This window comes from Erwinia sp. PPS120 (assembly GCF_047918655.1).
Classification (GTDB): Bacteria; Pseudomonadota; Gammaproteobacteria; order Enterobacterales; family Enterobacteriaceae; genus Erwinia; species Erwinia tasmaniensis_A.
On the sequence record NZ_JBLREF010000016.1, the window covers coordinates 1 to 18,679 of the forward strand.

Annotated in this window: 16 protein-coding genes and 1 pseudogene; 6 read left to right on the forward strand and 11 right to left on the reverse strand. The window is 56.1% G+C overall.

What is annotated here, in order from left to right; genetic code table 11:
* Window positions 1-4 precede the first annotated feature (4 nt).
* Together ACLRGG_RS10995 and ACLRGG_RS11000 are read left to right on the forward strand one after the other, a co-directional pair.
* Window positions 5-2,956: a virulence factor SrfB gene (locus ACLRGG_RS10995; protein WP_416249852.1), complete on the forward strand. Its 2,952-nt coding sequence runs from the start codon at window positions 5-7 to the stop codon at window positions 2,954-2,956.
* Window positions 2,953-5,343 carry a virulence factor SrfC family protein gene (locus ACLRGG_RS11000; RefSeq protein WP_416249815.1) on the forward strand — a complete coding sequence of 797 codons (2,391 nt, stop codon included), beginning with the start codon at window positions 2,953-2,955 and terminating at the stop codon, window positions 5,341-5,343. The genes ACLRGG_RS10995 and ACLRGG_RS11000 overlap by 4 nt, the downstream gene beginning before the upstream one ends.
* 200 nt (window positions 5,344-5,543) lie before the next feature.
* Here the strand turns inward: ACLRGG_RS11000 and ACLRGG_RS11005 are convergent.
* The 3 genes and pseudogenes from ACLRGG_RS11005 to ACLRGG_RS11015 all read right to left on the reverse strand — a co-directional run.
* Window positions 5,544-6,367 (reverse strand): annotated as a pseudogene (locus ACLRGG_RS11005) (serine hydrolase); the annotation flags it as partial.
* Window positions 6,368-6,416: 49 nt separating this feature from the next.
* The gene (locus ACLRGG_RS11010; RefSeq protein ID WP_416249816.1) at window positions 6,417-6,692 is read right to left on the reverse strand and encodes a barstar family protein; all 276 of its coding nucleotides are present in this window, start codon (window positions 6,690-6,692) and stop codon (window positions 6,417-6,419) included.
* Between the two features lies 1 nt (window position 6,693).
* Window positions 6,694-7,188, reverse strand: coding sequence for a ribonuclease domain-containing protein (locus tag ACLRGG_RS11015; RefSeq protein ID WP_416249817.1), 495 nt, complete (start codon window positions 7,186-7,188; stop codon window positions 6,694-6,696).
* Window positions 7,189-7,729: 541 nt separating this feature from the next.
* Here ACLRGG_RS11015 and ACLRGG_RS11020 point away from each other — a divergent pair.
* Entirely contained in the window at window positions 7,730-8,467 is a 738-nt protein-coding gene (locus ACLRGG_RS11020; RefSeq protein WP_416249818.1) for a CDP-diacylglycerol diphosphatase, read from the forward strand.
* 57 nt (window positions 8,468-8,524) lie between these two features.
* On the opposite strand, the gene ACLRGG_RS11025 is transcribed toward ACLRGG_RS11020, so the two are convergent.
* From ACLRGG_RS11025 to ACLRGG_RS11045, 5 genes are all read right to left on the reverse strand, one after another.
* The gene (locus ACLRGG_RS11025; RefSeq protein WP_416249853.1) at window positions 8,525-9,538 is read right to left on the reverse strand and encodes an AI-2E family transporter; all 1,014 of its coding nucleotides are present in this window, start codon (window positions 9,536-9,538) and stop codon (window positions 8,525-8,527) included.
* Between the two features lie 83 nt (window positions 9,539-9,621).
* Window positions 9,622-10,293, reverse strand: a complete 672-nt coding sequence (locus ACLRGG_RS11030) for a methionine ABC transporter permease (RefSeq protein ID WP_345827534.1) — start codon at window positions 10,291-10,293, stop codon at window positions 9,622-9,624.
* Window positions 10,283-11,098 carry a methionine ABC transporter ATP-binding protein gene (locus ACLRGG_RS11035; protein WP_416249819.1) on the reverse strand — a complete coding sequence of 272 codons (816 nt, stop codon included), beginning with the start codon at window positions 11,096-11,098 and terminating at the stop codon, window positions 10,283-10,285. The genes ACLRGG_RS11030 and ACLRGG_RS11035 overlap by 11 nt, the downstream gene beginning before the upstream one ends.
* Window positions 11,095-11,907, reverse strand: a complete 813-nt coding sequence (locus ACLRGG_RS11040) for a MetQ/NlpA family ABC transporter substrate-binding protein (RefSeq protein WP_067701809.1) — start codon at window positions 11,905-11,907, stop codon at window positions 11,095-11,097. The genes ACLRGG_RS11035 and ACLRGG_RS11040 overlap by 4 nt, the downstream gene beginning before the upstream one ends.
* Window positions 11,904-12,977 carry an isopenicillin N synthase family dioxygenase gene (locus ACLRGG_RS11045; RefSeq protein ID WP_416249820.1) on the reverse strand — a complete coding sequence of 358 codons (1,074 nt, stop codon included), beginning with the start codon at window positions 12,975-12,977 and terminating at the stop codon, window positions 11,904-11,906. The genes ACLRGG_RS11040 and ACLRGG_RS11045 overlap by 4 nt, the downstream gene beginning before the upstream one ends.
* Window positions 12,978-13,256: 279 nt before the next feature.
* Here ACLRGG_RS11045 and ACLRGG_RS11050 point away from each other — a divergent pair, with 279 nt between their 5' ends.
* Window positions 13,257-13,598 (forward strand): hypothetical protein, encoded by a 342-nt coding sequence (locus ACLRGG_RS11050; RefSeq protein WP_416249854.1) that lies wholly within the window; start codon window positions 13,257-13,259, stop codon window positions 13,596-13,598.
* Here ACLRGG_RS11050 and ACLRGG_RS11055 read toward each other — a convergent pair.
* The 3 genes from ACLRGG_RS11055 to ACLRGG_RS11065 form a co-directional block, all read right to left on the reverse strand.
* On the reverse strand, window positions 13,497-13,832 hold the full coding sequence (locus ACLRGG_RS11055; RefSeq protein ID WP_067701801.1) for a helix-turn-helix domain-containing protein: 336 nt from the start codon (window positions 13,830-13,832) through the stop codon (window positions 13,497-13,499). The two genes, ACLRGG_RS11050 and ACLRGG_RS11055, sit on opposite strands and share 102 nt — an antisense overlap.
* Window positions 13,833-14,128: 296 nt before the next feature.
* On the reverse strand, window positions 14,129-14,611 hold the full coding sequence (locus ACLRGG_RS11060) for an RrF2 family transcriptional regulator (protein WP_416249821.1): 483 nt from the start codon (window positions 14,609-14,611) through the stop codon (window positions 14,129-14,131).
* A gap of 177 nt (window positions 14,612-14,788) precedes the next feature.
* Entirely contained in the window at window positions 14,789-15,670 is an 882-nt protein-coding gene (locus ACLRGG_RS11065) for an NAD(P)-dependent oxidoreductase (protein WP_416249822.1), read from the reverse strand.
* 268 nt (window positions 15,671-15,938) lie between these two features.
* Between ACLRGG_RS11065 and ACLRGG_RS11070 the strand changes: the two genes are divergently transcribed.
* Window positions 15,939-16,874, forward strand: coding sequence for a VirK/YbjX family protein (locus ACLRGG_RS11070; RefSeq protein WP_416249823.1), 936 nt, complete (start codon window positions 15,939-15,941; stop codon window positions 16,872-16,874).
* Window positions 16,875-17,263: 389 nt separating this feature from the next.
* Entirely contained in the window at window positions 17,264-18,448 is a 1,185-nt protein-coding gene (locus ACLRGG_RS11075) for a sugar transporter (protein ID WP_416249824.1), read from the forward strand.
* Window positions 18,449-18,679 lie beyond the last annotated feature (231 nt).

Here is an 18,679-nt window from a genome sequence, read left to right on the forward strand (position 1 = left end):
GAATATGACGCTGATCCAGAACAGTGGCATTCAGTTCCTCGACTTTTCCCTGACGCCGATGCTGGATGCTGAAATGCCCGGCAAGTTTGTGCGCCAGACGGCCAACGGTCCGCTGCTGCGTTTGAACTTCAACGCGCAGAATGGCAGATATCTGCTGCCGGTGGTGGCCGGAGGCATGCCGGAAGTGGTTAAGCCTGAATTCAGCTTTCCTCTTGAGCAGTCTTTATCGCTGCTGGAAGGGATATGGCTGCCGCTGCCCTTTTTCCGATTCAACCCGCCGCGCAGCTTTAGCGGCGGCCCGGATAACTGGGCGCGTGTGCAGATCATCGCGCTGGATAAGCCCGATCAGAATGGTAAAACGCACCGCGTCTGTCTGGCATTTGAAACACGTACCTGGCCCGAGGGCGAGGATGAGTCACTGGCGCTGAATGAGAGCGATGCCCAGTCCGGCGTCAGTTTTGCGCTGGCTCACCGCAGCGAAGAGCTGGGGGAATTCCTCGATCACACCTGGGTGGATGGCTGGCTGCGCGAAGTGTTCAGCCAGCAGGTGGCGAAAATCGAACAGCGCCCACAGGTGAATGTCCGCACCGCCCTGCGCGAGTTTGAGTATCAGGCGCACTACCTGAATATACTGCATATGCTGGGTCACCAGCTGGTGCTACCCGAGCTGAAAATCAGCGCCGCCACGCTACAGGAACCGGCGATCACGGTCGATCTGATCCTGGATGTAGGTAACTCACACACCTGCGGAATTATGGTGGAAGATCATCCTGACGATCCTCAGGGACTGAAACACACCTACGAGCTGCATCTGCGCTGCCTCAGCGCGCCGCATCAGGTCTACAACGAACTGTTTGAAAGCCGCGTAGAGTTCGCCCAGGCCAGCTTTGGCAAACAAAACTTCTCGGTGGAGAGCGGGCGCGATGACGCCTTTATCTGGCCGTCGATCACCCGTGTCGGCCGCGAGGCCAGCCACCTGGCGCTTCAGCGGCTGGGAACGGAGGGCGCTACCGGCATCTCCAGCCCACGTCGTTATCTGTGGGACGAAGAGATCTACACGCCGGGCTGGCGCTTTAGCCGTACGCCGGGCAGCGCGGCCCAGGAGCCACCGGCGACTGCCATCCCGCTGACCAGTCTGGTCAATGATGAGGGCCAGCCGCTCTATAACCAGCCGCTGGAGGATCGTCTGCCGGTCTTCTCGCCACAGTACAGCCGCAGTTCGGTAATGAGCTTTATGCTCTCTGAGCTGCTGGCTCAGGCGCTGATGCAAATGAACAGCCCGGCACAGCGGCAGAAGATGCTGCACAGCAGCGCGCCGCGTCAGCTGCGCAATATTATTCTCACGCTGCCCTCCGCGATGCCGAAGCCCGAGCGTGAAATTTTCCGCCGCCGCATGCACGAAGCGATCGCGCTGGTGTGGAAATCCCTGGGCTGGCACCCGGCTGACGATGATTTCAGCAGCGCCGCCGATAAGGCGAAAAGCAGGGTACCGGTGCCGGAAGTGCAGATGGAGTGGGATGAAGCCACCTGCGGACAGATGGTCTATTTGTATAATGAAACCCAGGTGAATTTTGGCGGTCGCGCCGAGGCTTTCTTCATCAGCATGGCTCGCCCTGACCGCGCGCGGGCAGCCGATGAAGCCCCAGGTAAAACGCTGCGTATCGCCTCAATTGATATTGGCGGCGGTACCACCGATCTGGCGATCACCCAGTACCGACTGGATGACGGCGTGGGTAATAACGTAAAAATTATGCCGCGCCTGCTGTTTCGTGAAGGCTTTAAGCTGGCCGGGGACGATATCCTGCTGGACGTGATTCAGCTGTATGTGCTGCCGGCGCTGCAAACCGCATTTAAACAGGCCGGCATGGCTAATCCGGAGGGCGTCATGACCCGTCTGTTTGGTCATGAAGGTCGTCTGGACGGTCAGTCAACGCTTCGCCAGCAGGCCACCCTGCAAATCTTTATGCCGGCAGGCCAGACGATTCTTGAAGCCTATGAGCGCTTCGACCCGCTGGAGCTGAACGCGGAGGTTGATGCGCGCATGGGCGAGCTGCTGGCCCAGCCGCCAACGGAGAAACTGCTCGACTATATCAATCGCGAGGTCCAGCGTGAACTGCCGGGCGGGTCGGAGGAATTTGATATCCTGCGGGTGCCGCTGGTGGTGAAACTCAGCGCGCTGCATGCGGAGTTTCTCTCCCAGAGGATGAACATCACCCACAGCCTGCGCTCGATGTCTGAAGTGGTGGCGGTCTATGACTGTGACGTACTGCTGTTGACCGGCCGCCCTTCGCGCTTCCCCGGCGTGCAGGCGCTGTTTCGCCATCTTCAGCCGCTGCCGGTCAGCCGCATTCTCTCGCTGGATGGTTATCACACCAGTGACTGGTATCCCTTTAATAAACAGGGGCGGATTGAGAATCCAAAATCCACCGCCGCGGTTGGCGCGATGCTCTGCCTGCTGTCGCTGGATCTGCGCCTGGCTAACTTCTGGTTTAAGGCCGGTGATTTTCAGCCTTACTCCACCATTCGCTATCTGGGCATGCTGGACGGCAGCGGCGCACTGAGCAGCGACAACGTCTGGTACGCCGACATCGATCTGGATAATGAAGCCTTTACCCTCGATCCCCGTCAGCGCTTCCAGGTGCGCGGCACCCTGACGCTGGGCTTCCGCCAGCTGGATAATGACCGCTGGCCTGCATCGCCACTCTATTCCCTGACTATTGCCGATCCGGCGCTGGCGCGCAGCGTGGCGGGTGATAAAGTATTGAAAATCAGGCTGGCGGCGACAAAAGGCCCGGATAACGCCGCCCCGGAACGATTTGAAATCGCTGAAGCCACGCTGGATGACGGTACGCGGGTGCCGCCCGAACATCTGCGGCTGAAGTTAAATACCCTGGCAAACAGCGGTACGGGCCTGACTCATTACTGGATTGACAGCGGGAGCGTATACAAGAAATGAAACCGTTAACGCCAAAACAGCAGGCGGCGCAGTTTGGAAAACAACTGGATGCCATTACCCACGGAATTGATCTCTCGACGGAGTGGCTGGCGCGCGCGCGCGAAACCTCGCCGCGCCTGAATATGGAGGCTGACCCGCTTAATGTCAGCCTGCGACGACAACATAACCGGGCCTCCGCCCTTGCCGCTGCGGCAGAGCAAGCCTGTGCAATAGGCTTATTTGGCCTGTCACAGGCTGGCAAGTCCTGGCTGATTAACGCTCTGGCCGCCAGCGAAAAAGGCCGGCTGGAAATTGCCTTAGGGGCCGCCACGCTTGACGAAACGCTTCTCAATCCTCAGCAGCAGACCGGTACGCTGGTGACCCGCTATACCGGGCAGCAGGTGGAGGTGGATAACGGCTGGCCGGTTAAGCTGGCGCTGCTTAATGAGGAGGCGCTGGTTAGCATTCTGGCCGATGCCTGGTCCCGGCGCGCAGGTGAGCAGCCGATCCGCATGGATGAAGCACAGATCGGTGAACGTCTGCAAACGCTGTCGATGTCACGACAGCCCGCAGAGACTGACGGCATGAGCCGCAATGATGTTGTTGCCCTGTGGGATCGGCTGTCGGCCAACCCGCTCTGCGTCAATAAGGCGCTGGAAACGCATTTCTGGCCGCAGGCGATTGATCTGGCTCCAGTGCTCAGCGTCGACGATCGTGCGCGTCTTTTTTCGCTGCTGTGGGGCGAAGACAGCGAGCTGACCGCCCTTTACCGTCAGCTGGCGCATGTGCTGCATCACCTCTCCTGCGCGCCGGATGTCCTGGCGCCGCTCGCCGTGCTGGACGATCCTTCGGTCACTCTTCTTAACGGTCAAGGGCTGCGCTACTTTAATACCGCCAGCGATCCGGTGATTCAGGTCGTACCGCAGAAAAAGGGTCGCGCGCTGAAGCCGGTCAACGTGGCGCTGTCAGAGCTGACCCTGCTGGGGCGTGAGGTGCGCCTGCCGTTCTACAGCGCACCGCGTGAAACGCTTTTCGAGCAGGTGGATCTGCTGGATTACCCCGGATTCGAAGAGCCAGCTGTTCTGCCAGACGACCGGCACCATGAGCTGGCGCTGCGCTTCCTGACCGCCAAGCGCCCTTACCTGCTGACCCGTGCCGCTGAGCACCAGGATATCTGCCTGCTGATGGTTTGCAGCGCGGTCGGGCAGCGCGCGGATACGCCCAGGGTGGGCCGCATACTGGATAACTGGGTTAAGCAGACTCAGGGAGAAAATGCCCAGGCGCGCAGCGGGCGGAAACCTGGACTGATCTGGGCGCTAACGCCCTTCGATCAGCGTATTACCCACGGTCAGAACTATGACGCCGCCGTCCAGCGTTATGTCGGCAACCCCGGCGATGCCTGGGGAGCCATGCTGGCAATGGATGAGAAAGACATTGGCCGTATGGCTGGCTGGCTGGTGACGGAGGTCCGCCGCGAAAGCAAGCTGATGCGTTTACAGGCGCAGCGCGAGGAAGTGCGCCGTGAGCTGTCCGACAACCTGCTGGGACGCTGGTTCCAGGCCTCTGATAAAGAGGAGCCAGAAGCGCGTCTGCGCGTGGCAGAAACGCTGCTTAAGGCATTGCAGTCGCGCACTGGCGTGCATGGCGAACTGCTGGAACGCCTGCTGCCCGACCGCGAAACGCTGCGCCACCTTTTCCTGCAGCAGCGCCCGGCCCGTCGGGCACCATCCAAAACGCTTATCCCCAGCGCTGACGACCCCTTTGGTATTGGTATGAGCATCGACCTGCTCAGCGATGAACCTTTGTCCGGCCTGATTGACCCGACAGACGCGCCGCCCCCCGAAGAGCCGGAAACGGAGTTTGCCCGTCAGGTTTACCTTCACTGGATCAATCTGCTCCGCCAGCTCCCCGAGAGCGCTCTGCTGCTGACGCTGCTGGGCGTGAATAAAACCACGCTGGAGATGCTGACCAGCGAGCTGATAACCGCCAGTATCAGGCTGGATATTGAAGGTTCGCTCGCTACCCTGCTCACCGACCATGACGCCTCCGGCACCCCGGCAGAAATGATCGCCGATCGGCAGGTGTCCCGTGCGCTGAGCGTGCTGGGTGATTTTGTTGCCTGGCTGGGCTTTCAGCACGTTGCTGAAGCGGAGCGCCCGGCGAGCCGGATCAATCGCGGGCAAAAAATTTTCGCCAAACCGGAAACTCAGACTGCCAGCCTTGGGCCCGGTCAGCGTCTGACCCGGCTGGCCCTTAAGCCCAATAATCACGCCGCCTACTATATCTATGACTGGCTGGTTGGGCTGAATGAAACCATTATGCTAAATGCAGGCTGGTCTGCCGCGCGCGAGATAAGCAGCGCGCACCGTGACGAGCTGGCGGCTGTTTTGCAACAGATCGGGGCTTAAGGGTATCCGATCGCGTTGCGATAGATAAGTTGCAACGATAACTATGATCTCAGCAACAGACAGGTTGTTAACAGCTGTTGTCAGCAACAGCGGCCGCCGCGGGCCGCTTATCTCACCGATACGGCTTATCGCCCCCCGACGGCAATTCTGGCGGCTGCAGCCAGCACGTCCTTTCGGCTGGACGCATCCTGGCGAGGCTGGGTAAAGTAGGTCACCAGGATTATTGGGGGGCGGTTTTCAGGCCAGATAACGGCGATATCATTGGTGCTGCCGTAGTCACCACTGCCGGTTTTATCCCCCACCGACCAGGTGGCCGGCAGACCGGCGCGAATACTTTCCGGGCCAGTGGTATTTCCCTTCATCCATTCGACCAGTTGGGTACGCTGCGCAGCCTTCAATGCGTGTCCCAGTGTCAGTTTACGCAGGCTGTCAGCCATGGCCACCGGCGTTGTCGTATCGCGGGCATCGCCAGGGATGCGGTATTCAGCGTCGGCTCCGTGCGATCCAGTCGAAAGAGAGCATCCCCCAGTGAACGCGCATAGTCGGTGACCTTCGCCGGTCCACCCAGATACCCAACAAGCTTGTTCATCGCCGTATTATCGCTGTATTGTAGCGCCGCTGCGCTTAATTCGCCCAGGGTCATGCCGCTGTTAAGGTGCTTTTCGGTGATGGGATTATAGTTAACCAGCCCGGACGTTTTGATCGCCAGCCGCTTTTGCAACAGATTGGCGTCCACCTCACTCTTTTTCAGCACGGCCGCAACTGCCATCACCTTACTGGTACTACAGAGGGGGAAGCGCTCGTCGCCGCGCCAGGCAAACTGCGAATTGTCAGCGGTATCGATCAGCGCAACACCCAGACGTCCTCCGGCATTTTTCTCCAGAACGGCGAGCTTCTGCTGAATAACCGCCGCCTCCTGTGGCGTATAGGCCCACAGGAGCGGACTGGCGAGAAGTAAGGTGAGCAGCGCCACAGCCCTCAGCATCGTGCAATGCAGGGAATTTATCATTGTGCTTTCCTCCATGGTCTTATTTTTATCCCAAACTGAAACTGAGCCTGCGCCTGATACGGGGTCAGGACTTACCTGTTCTCAGCTCCAGTTCCCCTTCCAGCGCCACCTGCGCCTCACGCATGACCGCAACGGCGGCATCAAACCGGGCGGCATGGGGATGTGCGGCCAGATGGTGAAGCGTGATGCGAACGGGCAGCCCGATGCTGCCCGTGAGCGCGTCCCATAGCGCATCGAGGTTAGCGCCAAAGCCCTCTTGCAGGGCAAATTTAGCGGCGAACTGACGGTAGAAGTCATTCATATCCGCAATGGTACGAAAATCAAAGCTGACGCTTTTCATCTCACTTTACCTGCTCAAAATGGCGATAATGATCGCGGGTGACGTAGATCAGCCCGTCGCTGGAATAGAGCATACGATCGCTACCGCGACGGCCACACTGGTAGTTAACGTCGGCTTCAAACCAGCGCCGTCCCTGCCCGTCTGGCAGGCGCCCTTCGCGGTTAGAAAAGCGATCGCCGCCGATGGCCCGCCCCGGCAGCGCCTCACAGAGGTTACCTCGTGCGGGATCCCAGCCCTGACGCCTGGCCTCACTTTTTTTCAGGTACAAGGGCGGCAGCTGCTGGTGCTGATGCAGGTAGCCCGCCACCCGCTGCTGCTGCGTCAGTGCGCTGATGTCATCACGCGATGACGTACTGGCCTCACTGCCCGCAGGGCGCCTCTCCTGAGAGGAGTGTGAGGCATGTTGTCTGGCGACCGGCGTTGTTGCAGGCCGGTGAAGCCCGACGGCGGTCGCTGCGATGGCTAAAACAGCCGCAATTATCAGTTTTTTATTCATTGCGAAATCATAACCTGAGCAAATATTTTTCGTCTATTTCTTTTATTCTGCGTCGGGTTTCTCCGGTGCTCCGTCAGCGGGGCAGAAACTCACTGCTTACCCCGCCCCTCGCCTCAAAAAGATGGCATATTTTATCCTTTCGGTGAATAAGTCGTAACGACCATATTGTATTTAACAATAAAATAGGACGCCGTCATAAAATCCGGTAAGCTTCACATGCTTATGTCTGGTTTATCATAAAAAGCACCACATTATTCTACGCTAACCAGATATCAGAGATTAACTATCATTACTTACTAATGATCAATCATTACTCACTAATTACTAATCACTCATTAATGGTTAATGGTTAATGATTGATCACTATTAACCAAAAGACAGTTGTAAATATCGGCAACCTAATGCACCAGGGAACGTTTATTATTTAAAACAGCTGATGTTAATTACTGTTATTTTAGCATCCTATTATAACACCTCATCAATGGAATAAAAAAGATGACTAACTATAATTCAGTAACACAATTAAGCTGGATAACATATTATGAATAATACCTCAAAGGCCCTCTCCGTATTGCTGCTATCCGGTTCATTTCTCTCTGTAGCCCATGCAGTTGACAGAGATATCTTATGGGATAAAGTGCACAATCAGTGTGAGCCTCAGTATAAGGCAGACGGAAAATATACTCCCTGTAGCCTGGTGGATGAGCATGATGGCTACGTTATTTATAAAGGCGACAGCGATAAATACCAGTATCTGTTACTGCCGACGAAGCAAATAACGGGCATTGAGGATGAACAGCTGCTTGCAGACAATCAGCCTAACTATATTTATCTTTCATGGGAGGCTCGCGATCTTGTCGCGGAAAAAACTGACAGAAAAGTCAGGGAGCAGGATATTTCACTTACCGTTAACTCGCTTAATACGCGTTCACAGGATCAGCTGCATGTCCATATTTCATGCCTGGCTCAGCCTGTACGCGAAGCGCTGGACCGCATGGATGTTAAAAATATCGACAATGACTGGCACGTCTTTCCTGAACCGCTCAAAACTTATACCTTTAATTATAAAAAACTATCATTTTCTGAGCTAAAAAATCGAAATATTTTTAAAGATGTCAGTGACAAGGTTGCAGCGGATGGCGGTGAACTACTATATTCTACCTTCGCAGTTGTCAATCTTGATAGTGATAACTTTATGATCCTCGAAGCATCGGGTACATTAGAAAAACGCATTGGCGCAGAAAAATTGCAGGATCATACCTGCGCACTGGCGCAATAACGTCTTATCTGCCTCAGCGTCTTGCGATACTGAGGCAGATAAAACTAACCGCCGCTTCTATATCAGCCGTGTCTGGCGTAGTTCACTTTTCAGGTAGGCATAATAGACCGGGGCGGCCACTACCCCAGCCAGCCCAAAGGCAGATTCAAAAACCAGCATCGCCAGCAGGATCTCCCAGGTTTTTGCATTGATGCGGGTGCCAAAAATACGCGCATTAATAAAATACTCCAGCTTATGCACCACGATCAGGAAAATAAGCGCGATTAGCGCAGCCTCCAGCGAAATTGACAGGCCAATCAGGATAATCACCGTATTCGAGATCAGGTTGCCAATTATTGGCAGCAGCCCGGCCACAAAGGTTAACACCACGACCGTTTTCGCGAAGGGAAAATGCAGGCCAAACATCGGCAGCAGGCCGAAAAGGAAGCCACAGGTCAGCAACGTATTGACCAGCGATACCTTGATTTGGGCAAAGACCACGTTATGAAACGACGCCGCCAGCAGCGTCAGACGCTGAAGGAGCGCCTGCTTGAGCGGAGCCTGATGCGCATCATCGCTGCTGACCCGCAGGGAAACGATCGCCCCCAGCAGCATGCCGATCAGCATGGTGGCGAAGGTATGAGCAGCGGTACGACCAAAGGTTTGCACTACCACCAGATGTTCCCGCAGCCAGGTCACCACCTGATGCTGGAGCTCATCAATATCGGCGGGAAGATAGCGGGTAACCACTGGCGACAGCGTGCGCTGTGCGTCCTCCAGCAGCTTGCTGGCCGCTGCGTGGAAAGCAGCGGGATTCTGGAAGTCATGCAGCAGATAACTAATCAGCTTGGTGATCCCCAGCGCCAGACCAAGCACCACCACCAGCGTGAGGGAAAAAATAATGATCCACCGCGCCAGCGGACCTTTCACCAACCTCTCCACCCAGGGGGTGAGCGCCAGCACCGTTTCATAAACGATAAATCCGGCGAGAAAACATGGCAGCAGCCGCAGCGGAAAAATCATAAACAGCGCGATAAATACCAGGATATAGCTGGCGGCCTGACACAGCCCCCGTTTATTCAGTTGAGACATCTTCATGACGCTTCCTGTCTGAAATATTAAAAATCCGATGTAATTCAGACAGTATACAAGGTCCTCTGCATTTTGCGGTCGATTTAACGACGATGCGCCAGCGAACGAACCACGCGGTCGCCAAGCATCTGCACGCCCTGCACCAGCACGATCAGCACCACTATCGTGCCGACCATAACCTGCTGGTTAAAGCGCTGGTATCCGTAGCGGATCGCCAGGTCGCCCAGACCGCCTCCCCCGATCACGCCCGCCATTGATGAGAAGCCAATCAGCATCACCAGCGTCAGCGTAATACCGGCCACTATGGCGGGCAGTGCCTCCGGCAGCAGCACCTTAGCGATCACATGCCAGTGGGTGCCTCCCATGGCGATAACCGCCTCCGTCCTTCCCTTTTCAACCTCATCCAGCGCGTTCTCAACGATACGGGCAAAAAAGGGAAAGGCGCCCAGTGCAATGGGTACCACCGCCGCCGTACTGCCCAGGGTGGTACCGACCACCAGGCGGGTAAAGGGGATCAGCGCAATAAGCAGCACGACGAAAGGCAAAGAGCGCCCAATATTAACCAGCGTGCCCAGTACGGCATGGATCCAGGGCAGCGGGTAAAGACCGTTGCGACGGCTGACAAATAGCAACACGCCGAGCGGCAGGCCGATAAGCAGAGTCAGGCCGCCCGCCAGGCCCACCATATACAGGGTTTCAAGCGTTGCCTGCCCGAGCAGAGCAAAAAAGCTGTCCCATTCCAGGCTAATACGCATAGCGTGCTTCCCTCGTCGTCCATACCTGCTCCTGACCAAACGTCAGCCCGTGGCGGCGCAGAAAAGCCTGCTCATCATGGCCACCCTGTAGCAGGGAGTCACGCAGCGCTGACCGGGGATCCATCAGCAGGTCGCGCAGCGCGCCCTCTTCCACCAGACGCCCCTTTTCAAGCAGGGCCGCGCGATCGCAGACGGCTTTGACCACTTCCAGCTGGTGGGTGATCATCACGATGGTCAGGCCAAACTGCTGATTGATCTGCTTCAGCAGGGCCAGCACGCTTTGGGTGGTTTCCGCATCGAGCGCACTGGTCGCCTCGTCGCATAACAGATAGTCGGGCCTTGCTGCCAGCGCCCGGGCAATGCCGACCCGCTGCTGCTGACCGCCGGAAAGCTGGGAGGGAAACGCACGGGCTTTTTCATTCAGCCCCACCAGGTCCAACAGCTCCGCAACGCGCGTCAGGCGCTGTGTGCGCGACATGCCCGCAATTTCCAGCGGTACCGCCACATTGTCAGCGACGTTACGGGAATGAAGCAGATTGAAGTGCTGGAAGATCATGCTGCTGCGCTGCCGCTGTCGCCGAAGGTCCCCGGGCGTGAGCAGAGTGATATCCTGTTCGTCGAACAGGATCCGTCCTGAATCAGGTCGTTCCAGCAGGTTCAGACAGCGGATCAGTGTACTTTTTCCGGCGCCGCTGCGCCCCACAATGCCGGTAATTTCCCCCTGCCGCAGCGTCAGTGATACGTTTTGCAGCGCCGGAGTTAACGCGCCCGGATACTGTTTTGACACCCTGTCGAGTCTGATCATTGCGGCTGTCCCGTAACCGGGATCACCGATCCCTTATAGTTTTGGCGGATAAATTCGGCCACCTGCTCTGACTGCAAATCCTTTGCCAGGCGCTTGATACGCGCATCCCCTGCCAGGGCAGGCGTGGTGACCAAAATGTTGGCATAGGGATTATGCTGCGAACTTTCCAGACCGAGCGCATCTCTGGCTGGCACCAGGCCGGCCTCCAGGGCGTAATTACCGTTGATCACCGCCAGGTCAACATCGTCCAGCGCCCGGGGGATCTGCGGTGACTCCACTTCCAGGATCTTCAGATGTTTCGGGTTGCTGGCGATATCCTGCGGCGTTGCCTGATTTTTTGCCGGGTCGTCATAGCCTGGCTTCAGTTTGATCAAGCCTTCTTTTTGCAGCAGGTAGAGCGAACGGCTGAGATTGGTGACGTTATTTGGCACCGCAACGCTGGCATTATCGCGCAGTGCGCTAAGGGTTTTAATCTTGTGGGAGTAGATCCCCAGCGGCTCAATATGTACGGTCGCCGCAACGCGGAAGGTCTGTCCCAGCGCCTTCTCCTGCTCGCGCAGATAGGGAACATGCTGGAAATAGTTAGCATCCACGTCGCCGTGTGCCAGCAGTTCATTGGCGTTGACCCCGCTGGTCAGCTCAATCACTTTCAGGTTGAGGGAGGGGTCGATTTTTTTCACATAGTTCAGGATCTCCGCATGGGGAACCGGATCGGCTGCGACCCGCAGCGCCTCCTCCGCCTGGGCGGTAAAGGAGAGAGAAATTAACAGGGCGAGCCCGCTGAGGCTAACGGCGGCGTGGCGAGTCATAGAGAAGGCTCCTTATGCGATCGGTTTGACGAATGTTGCTCAATGGGTTGATCAATTTTTTGCGTCAGCAGGTCGCCATACCAGCGGGCTGCGACGTCAGGGTGCGAACGCAGGCGGCCCTTCAGATAATTCCAGCCCACCTCCCGCAGCAGCGGATTGAGCGGATCGCTGGCCGGGCCATGCGCCAGCTGACTGAGCTGTTCGTTCAGCTGATAAACCGGTACGGCGCCGTCCAGCTGGGCACCGAGGAAAAACGCGATCGACAGTCTGTCGCTACCCGTTGCCGGGGAAATAACGCGATGGACGGTAGCGCGCAGGTAGCCGTTAGTCGCCAGCTCCAGCAGTTCACCGATGTTAACCACAAACGCGCCGGGCAGCGGCAGCGCATCAACCCAGCGATCCGACTCAACCTCAACCTGAAGCCCGCGCTGGTTATCCTGCAGGAGGAAGCTGAGAAACCCGGAGTCCTTATGTGCCCCAACGCCCTGCCCGCTCTCATCACCCGTCCTGCCGGGATAACGGATCAGCTTAACGTGTTCATTGGGCTTTTCACCATACAGTCCGTCGAAGGCGTCATCGGGCAGCGAAAGGGCTTCGGCAAAGGCGCGCAGTAGCCGCAGCGACATGCGGGTCATCTGCTGCTGCCAGGCCTGTAGCTCACTTTGCAGCTCGGGCAGCGCTGCCGGCCAGAGATTGGGCCCCTGAAGTCGCTTCCAGCCCGCTTCGCCTGGGGCTAGCGGCAGCGCTTCCCGCTCGGCGCCAATATCAAACTGCTCGCGCCAGTCGGGCTGGCTGCGGGTGATTTCCGATCCCGCACGGTTGTAGCCGCGAAAGTGCGGTGAGTGGATCATCGCGACCCGCTCTTTTTCCTCATCCGGCAGCGCAAAAAAGCGCCGTGAGAGCTGCTGAACCCTGGCGGAGAGCGCGGGATCCACGCCATGGTTAATCAGGTAAAAAAAACCCACTTCGCGCGCGCTTTGACTCAGCCGATCGAGAAAGGCCTGCTGCTGTTCAGCCGTACCGTCAAGATGTGAGAGATCCAGAATAGGTAATGATGTGACGTGTTCCACCTGACCTCCAGGAGATAAACTGCGTGAGATGGCGACCCTCGCCATCCGACCGCGGACTGACAGGCACTATTGCGGTTTTTAGCGTCCGGATGAAATATGAAATACAGCAATGATTAACTGATAGCTGAATAAGCTAAGTCCGGGGGGCTTTCCCCCGATTGAAAGCGATGGGGGCCTGGCCTAAGCTTGCGGGAATTTAACTAACATAGATCGCGTTCTCGCACAGGTTATCGCCGTTTATCAAAACAGCCTGCCTGTCCTGTCAAATAAGGAAAAACCATGAAAACGACGCGCAGGGTCTTGATCACCGGCGCCAGCATTGCCGGCCCCACGCTGGCTTACTGGCTCTCACGTCAGGGTATGGACGTTACCGTTGTTGAGCGGGCGCCAGGATTTCGCGATGGCGGTCAGACGATTGATATTTGCGGCGCAGGCCGCGTGGTAGCGGAGCGCATGGGGATCGTTGATGCCATTCGGGCGAACTCACCCCATGAAGAGAGCATCAAATTAGTGGGTCAATCAGGCACAAACCTGAACCTGTCGACGCCAGGCTCCGGGAGACTGGCCAAACTGGCGTTTGAAACTGCGGTTAAAGGACTGCTGAGAGTCAAACCCAAATGAAATCGCCACGTCCAGAATAGGTTCCGCGCCCCGTGCAAGCCGCTCGGCTGATTTTTTCAGGCGGCGTGCACGAATGTATTCGCCCAGCGCGTAGCCGGTGTGCTGTTTAAACATCCGTTGCAGGTGCCATTTTGAGTACCCTGCACGTTCGGCAACGGTATCAAGATCCATTTTCCCTTCAATGTGGGTATCGATCCACTTAACGAGATCGTTAATAAAATCATCGTGACTCATTGCTTTCCCCTTCTGGTTTTTTATTTTCACTCACGCGTCAGGGCTGAAATCCCTTAGGGACGCGGGTAAAAGGTAACTTTAACGAATGCACTTAGTTACGGTAAAGGAGAGATCGCCTTAATGCAAGTTTAATTGTTGCATTAAATGCGATCGGTAACGCAGGAGGATCTTAGGTTAAGGGGCTGAAGCTAACCCTGGGGAAATACGCAAACTGTTTTAACCAGACGGACAGGCAATAACCGCAAAGGCCGCATAGCGTTAGCGGCGCGACCAGTCAATGGAGATGGAAGAGGAACTCAGATAGCCGCATTTTCAGAGTCTTTCTGCGGCTCGCAGCTGCCTTCGGGATGACGGCTGTCACGCATATGGATCTCTTGCAACGCGTCCGCCACCGTCCATTTCGCCAGCACGTCGAGTGATGCCTGTTCGGCCTCGCGCGCCAGCTCTTTAAAGAACCAGCAGGCGTTTGCGCTGACCAGACAGCGGGCCGGCACCTCAGGTCGTCCTGCCAGCAGAGGTTTATCTTCCAGCACCGAGGTATAGATATCACAGAGCGAAATCGCCTCTGCGGGTCGACCAAGGCGAATAGTCCCGGAACGACCCAGCGTCGACACGATAATGCCATCACGGGTCAGAGGCACCATCATCTTGCGCACAAAGCTTGGGTTAGCCTCAAGCCCCATGGCCAGAATTTTGCTGGTGCTGCGTTTACCTTCCCGCTCCGACTCGGCCACGCACAGCACCATTTGCAGGGCCGTAGGAAAACGAATATCAAGCATGTTCAGATCCTTGCTTTCAGCTGTTGATCGGCAGATCGAAACTCTTCATAAAAAGCATTAAAAATCAGTCGACTATAATTAACTACCTGCTGTTAATATAACAAATATTGTTGCATTTTAGAAGAGACACGCTTAGCGATTACTGCTTTCCCCGTTATCACCCTGAAAAACAGGCGGTTATTGGCCTTTCGACGTTTTTTCACTTAAATACTGATAAACCACCGAGAGATCTTTTTCACCGTAGCCCGCTTCTACCGCCTCCTGCCAGACATCGGCAATCAGATTCAGTCCCGGCAGCGCGCTCTGTTCCGCGGCGTCGAGCGCGAGCCTGGCATCCTTCAGCGCCCAGGTGAGATGCATTTGGGGTTGGTAATGGCCTTCCTTGATCATCTCCAGCTTGCTCTTCACGTAAGGTACGGCCAGCGGCCCGCCTTCCAGCACTGACCAGAAGTCGTCCGGGCTGAAACCAAACTCTCTCGCCATCTGGGTGCTTTCAGACAGCCCCTGCACCATAGAGATAAGCCAGGCGTTCACTACCAGCTTCATTCTGGATGCTGCGCCAGCCTCGCCCAGCCATTTGGTGCCTTTTGCGATGGCGGAGAAGACGGGTTCAATGGCGGCGGCGCGCTGACGATCGCCGCTGGCCAGCACCACAATTTGGGCATTTTCAGCCGGGGTTTTGGTCCCCGATACCGGCGCGTCAAGATACAGGATATCCTGTCGCTGTTCAGCGAAGGCTGCGATCAGCCTGTCGGTGCACGCCACGCCGACGGTGCCCATCTGCACCACTATTGCGCCCTGCCTGAGGGCCGGTTGTGCCTGTTCCAGCGCCCTTTCCGTGGCGTCGGCGTCGGCCAGCATCACGATGACCACGTCGGCCTGGCTGACCGCTTCCTGTGGGCTGTCAGCCAGCCGCAGACCAGCGCTTTGCAGATCTTCCCCACGCGAACGGGTGCGATTCCAGCCCGAGGTAGTAAAGCCATTTTTCAGTAAGTTGGCGGCAAAGGCATGGCCCATTGCGCCCAATCCCAATACTGCAACAGAGGGACGTTGATTCATCAGATGACATCCTTATGTTTGAAAGAGGGCAACCCACGCGGCGACCCCAGTTTCCAGGGTAGCGCAATGCGCCATGAATTGCCCGGTTTGCGCCAGTAAACGCCCCCGGAGTTTTGGTAAGCGGGTGTAAACAACAGCAGCTTAAACTTATGCTCAACAAACCCGGTGCGGAGGCGAGTGTTTTTTTATTGTTGAAGTTTGGTTAATGCCTGGCGTGGTTGAATGCGAGCATTCGTCAGACAGAGCCACTTGTGAGCCAGAATAAATCATGATCGATCAACCGCTAACTGTGTTATCCGCCCGACCAGATCGTGGTAGCGATCTGTTTTTTTCCCTTGTTTCCGGCGGTTTTCGGCCAGGAAAATCCTGGGATAAAGGCATTTTCCGCGCGAAATTTTTATGGCGCTCCTGCTTTCATCCGGTACTGACGCTGAAATGGCTCGATCGTATTGCCAGCGATCCGCTGATTGCCGGTGTGCTGAAGGTGCAGGATCGTCTGCCGGGTAAAATTCACCGTCCCTATCTTGCCGTGCAATTTTCAGCGGCCGAACGCTTCAGGGCGATTAATGCGCACTACACCTGGGTTAAACAGCTGCAAAATGCCGAATTGCGCCAGGCACTGAGTACGCGCGACACTACCGCCCTGTGCTGCTTTAGCGGTAAAGAGGGTGACGCTTACAGCATTACCCTCGGTGGGGGTGTGAAGTTTGACAAGGAAGGAGAAGCCACGCTGTCACTGCTGCGTGAGGGTACCGCCCTGGCTCGCATCACCTTCTCAGTGATTGACTATCCGCAGCAGAAAACCCTGTTTATCGGTGGCCTTCAGGGGGCGGACAGCCATATTCCCCACGAGCTGATCAGACAGGCGACTAAATCCTGCTACGGTCTGTTTCCCAAACGTCTGCTGCTTGAGGCGCTGCAGCTGATTTTTACTGCCAACGGCATTACCCGGATCCTGGCGGTCAGCGACAAGGGGCATATTCATCAGAGCGCTCGCTACCAGCGTAAGAAGCGAGCCGTGTTTCTGGCCAGCTACAGCGAGTTCTGGCAGTCCATTGGGGCAGAGCCGGTGACTCCCCTGCTCTTTGCCCTGCCGTTACGGCTGGAACGCAAGCCTGAGAGTGAAATCGCCAGTAAGAAGCGTGCGGAATATCGCCGTCGCTATGACCTGCTCGATCGGCTCCAGGCCGGGCTGATTTGCTAACGATCCCAACGCGTCAATAAGTGCGGTTATCACCCCGTTAAATAGCGGACAGCCGGGGCGATAGCCGACATCTCTTTCTGCCATGCATCCCATCAATATACTTACTTTTTGATGGCTGCCCTTACGCAAATATCCAGCTGGTATAATTCCAGATCCTGTCTATACTCTTGATTCTGATGAATTCAGCGTTTTATTCGCTATTAAAAGGGATTACAGATGGAATACTATTCCAGATGGCATCAAGTCGCCCAGCGCAGGACTGTTATTCTGATTTACAAAAAAGTTAATATTTTGATGTCATCTGACAGATAAATAAAACACAATATGCGCTCTTTTTCTTGATTTCGTTACTACGGAATTAACCTTCTATCAACAAGTCGTTTACCTCAATGCAATCAATTACCGTTTCACGTAAAACGGCATGGCTACGCGTCATTATGTTAGCCATTGCTGCATTCATTTTTAATACCACCGAATTTGCTCCGGTTGGCTTGCTGTCAGATATCGCCACCAGCTTCTCAATGAAGACGGCGCAGGTGGGGCTGATGCTGACGATCTACGCCTGGGTGGTGGCGCTGATGTCGCTGCCAATGATGCTGTTGACCCGACAAATTGAACGGCGACTGCTGCTGACCTGTATTTTTACGCTGTTTATCGCCAGCCATATACTGTCCACCTTTGCGTGGAGCTTTAATATTCTGGTGGTGTCGCGTATCGGAATCGCTTTTTCGCATGCGATTTTCTGGTCCATTACCGCCTCTCTGGCGATTCGCGTGGCACCGGCGGGGAAAAAGACGCAGGCGTTAAGCATGCTGGCAACCGGGACCGCACTGGCAATGGTACTCGGACTGCCGATTGGTCGCCTGATTGGCCAGTACCTTGGCTGGCGTATCACTTTTGGCATTATCGGCATTGTGGCGCTGATCACCCTGCTGTGCCTGATTAAGCTGTTGCCGAAGCTGCCGAGTGAACATACCGGGTCGTTGAAGAGCGTGCCGATGCTATTTAAGCGCCCGGCGCTGGTGTCGCTCTATTTGCTGATCGCCGTAGTGGTGACCGCGCATTATACCGCCTACAGCTATATTGAGCCGTTTATTCAGGGTGTCGCCTCAATGGGGGATAATTTCACGACTTTCCTGCTGCTGATATTCGGTGCGGCAGGTATCCTGGGCAGCATACTGTTTAGCTCGCTGGGCAATAAATATCCGGCTACCTTCCTGCTGGGCGCCATCTTCCTTGTATCGGCCTGTATGCTGAGTCTTTATCTGGCCGTGACCCACAGCGTGGCGATCTCCATCCTGTGTATTATCTGGGGCATGTCGATGATGATTATCGGCCTGGCGGTGCAGGTCAGGGTTCTGGCGCTGGCACCGGATGCAACCGATGTGGCGATGTCATTGATGTCCGGAATTTATAATCTTGGCATCGGCGGCGGAGCGCTGCTGGGTAACCAGGTCAGCCTGCATCTGGATATGGTCAATATTGGCTATGTCGGAGGCGGCATTGGCCTGCTGTCGCTGTTGTGGTGTGCCTGGAGCATGAAACGCTACCCGCAGCTGCGTATCAACGGTTAACTCTTCCCTTCTTTGTCCGGCACAGCATGGTACGCACCACCCTATGCCGGACAACTTCTCCGCCTCTGCGGCATAGCCCGCCTTCCGCCTCTTCCCGCTTAGTTTTTCAGGTGACTCTGGCTTTTATACAGCGTCCAGCCGCTGATTAACGCCAGCAGCATCAAATAATAACCCGGTGCCAGCCGCGTACCGATGGCGGTAATCAATAGCGTGCAGAGCTGCTGGAGGAGA

What these genes read in the sequence shown, in the direction of transcription:
- ACLRGG_RS11060 (WP_416249821.1), bottom strand. Translation starts at nt 14,611, where the DNA reads ATGCTTGATATTCGTTTTCCTACGGCCCTGCAAATGGTGCTGTGCGTG.
- ACLRGG_RS11050 (WP_416249854.1), top strand. Translation starts at nt 13,257, where the DNA reads ATGAAAACGACGCGCAGGGTCTTGATCACCGGCGCCAGCATTGCCGGC.
- ACLRGG_RS11070 (WP_416249823.1), top strand. Translation starts at nt 15,939, where the DNA reads ATGATCGATCAACCGCTAACTGTGTTATCCGCCCGACCAGATCGTGGT.
- ACLRGG_RS11040 (WP_067701809.1), bottom strand. Translation starts at nt 11,907, where the DNA reads ATGACTCGCCACGCCGCCGTTAGCCTCAGCGGGCTCGCCCTGTTAATT.
- ACLRGG_RS11075 (WP_416249824.1), top strand. Translation starts at nt 17,264, where the DNA reads ATGCAATCAATTACCGTTTCACGTAAAACGGCATGGCTACGCGTCATT.
- ACLRGG_RS11015 (WP_416249817.1), bottom strand. Translation starts at nt 7,188, where the DNA reads ATGAATAAAAAACTGATAATTGCGGCTGTTTTAGCCATCGCAGCGACC.
- ACLRGG_RS11020 (WP_416249818.1), top strand. Translation starts at nt 7,730, where the DNA reads ATGAATAATACCTCAAAGGCCCTCTCCGTATTGCTGCTATCCGGTTCA.
- ACLRGG_RS10995 (WP_416249852.1), top strand. Translation starts at nt 5, where the DNA reads ATGACGCTGATCCAGAACAGTGGCATTCAGTTCCTCGACTTTTCCCTG.
- ACLRGG_RS11035 (WP_416249819.1), bottom strand. Translation starts at nt 11,098, where the DNA reads ATGATCAGACTCGACAGGGTGTCAAAACAGTATCCGGGCGCGTTAACT.
- ACLRGG_RS11025 (WP_416249853.1), bottom strand. Translation starts at nt 9,538, where the DNA reads ATGTCTCAACTGAATAAACGGGGGCTGTGTCAGGCCGCCAGCTATATC.
- ACLRGG_RS11010 (WP_416249816.1), bottom strand. Translation starts at nt 6,692, where the DNA reads ATGAAAAGCGTCAGCTTTGATTTTCGTACCATTGCGGATATGAATGAC.
- ACLRGG_RS11000 (WP_416249815.1), top strand. Translation starts at nt 2,953, where the DNA reads ATGAAACCGTTAACGCCAAAACAGCAGGCGGCGCAGTTTGGAAAACAA.
- ACLRGG_RS11065 (WP_416249822.1), bottom strand. Translation starts at nt 15,670, where the DNA reads ATGAATCAACGTCCCTCTGTTGCAGTATTGGGATTGGGCGCAATGGGC.
- ACLRGG_RS11030 (WP_345827534.1), bottom strand. Translation starts at nt 10,293, where the DNA reads ATGCGTATTAGCCTGGAATGGGACAGCTTTTTTGCTCTGCTCGGGCAG.
- ACLRGG_RS11055 (WP_067701801.1), bottom strand. Translation starts at nt 13,832, where the DNA reads ATGAGTCACGATGATTTTATTAACGATCTCGTTAAGTGGATCGATACC.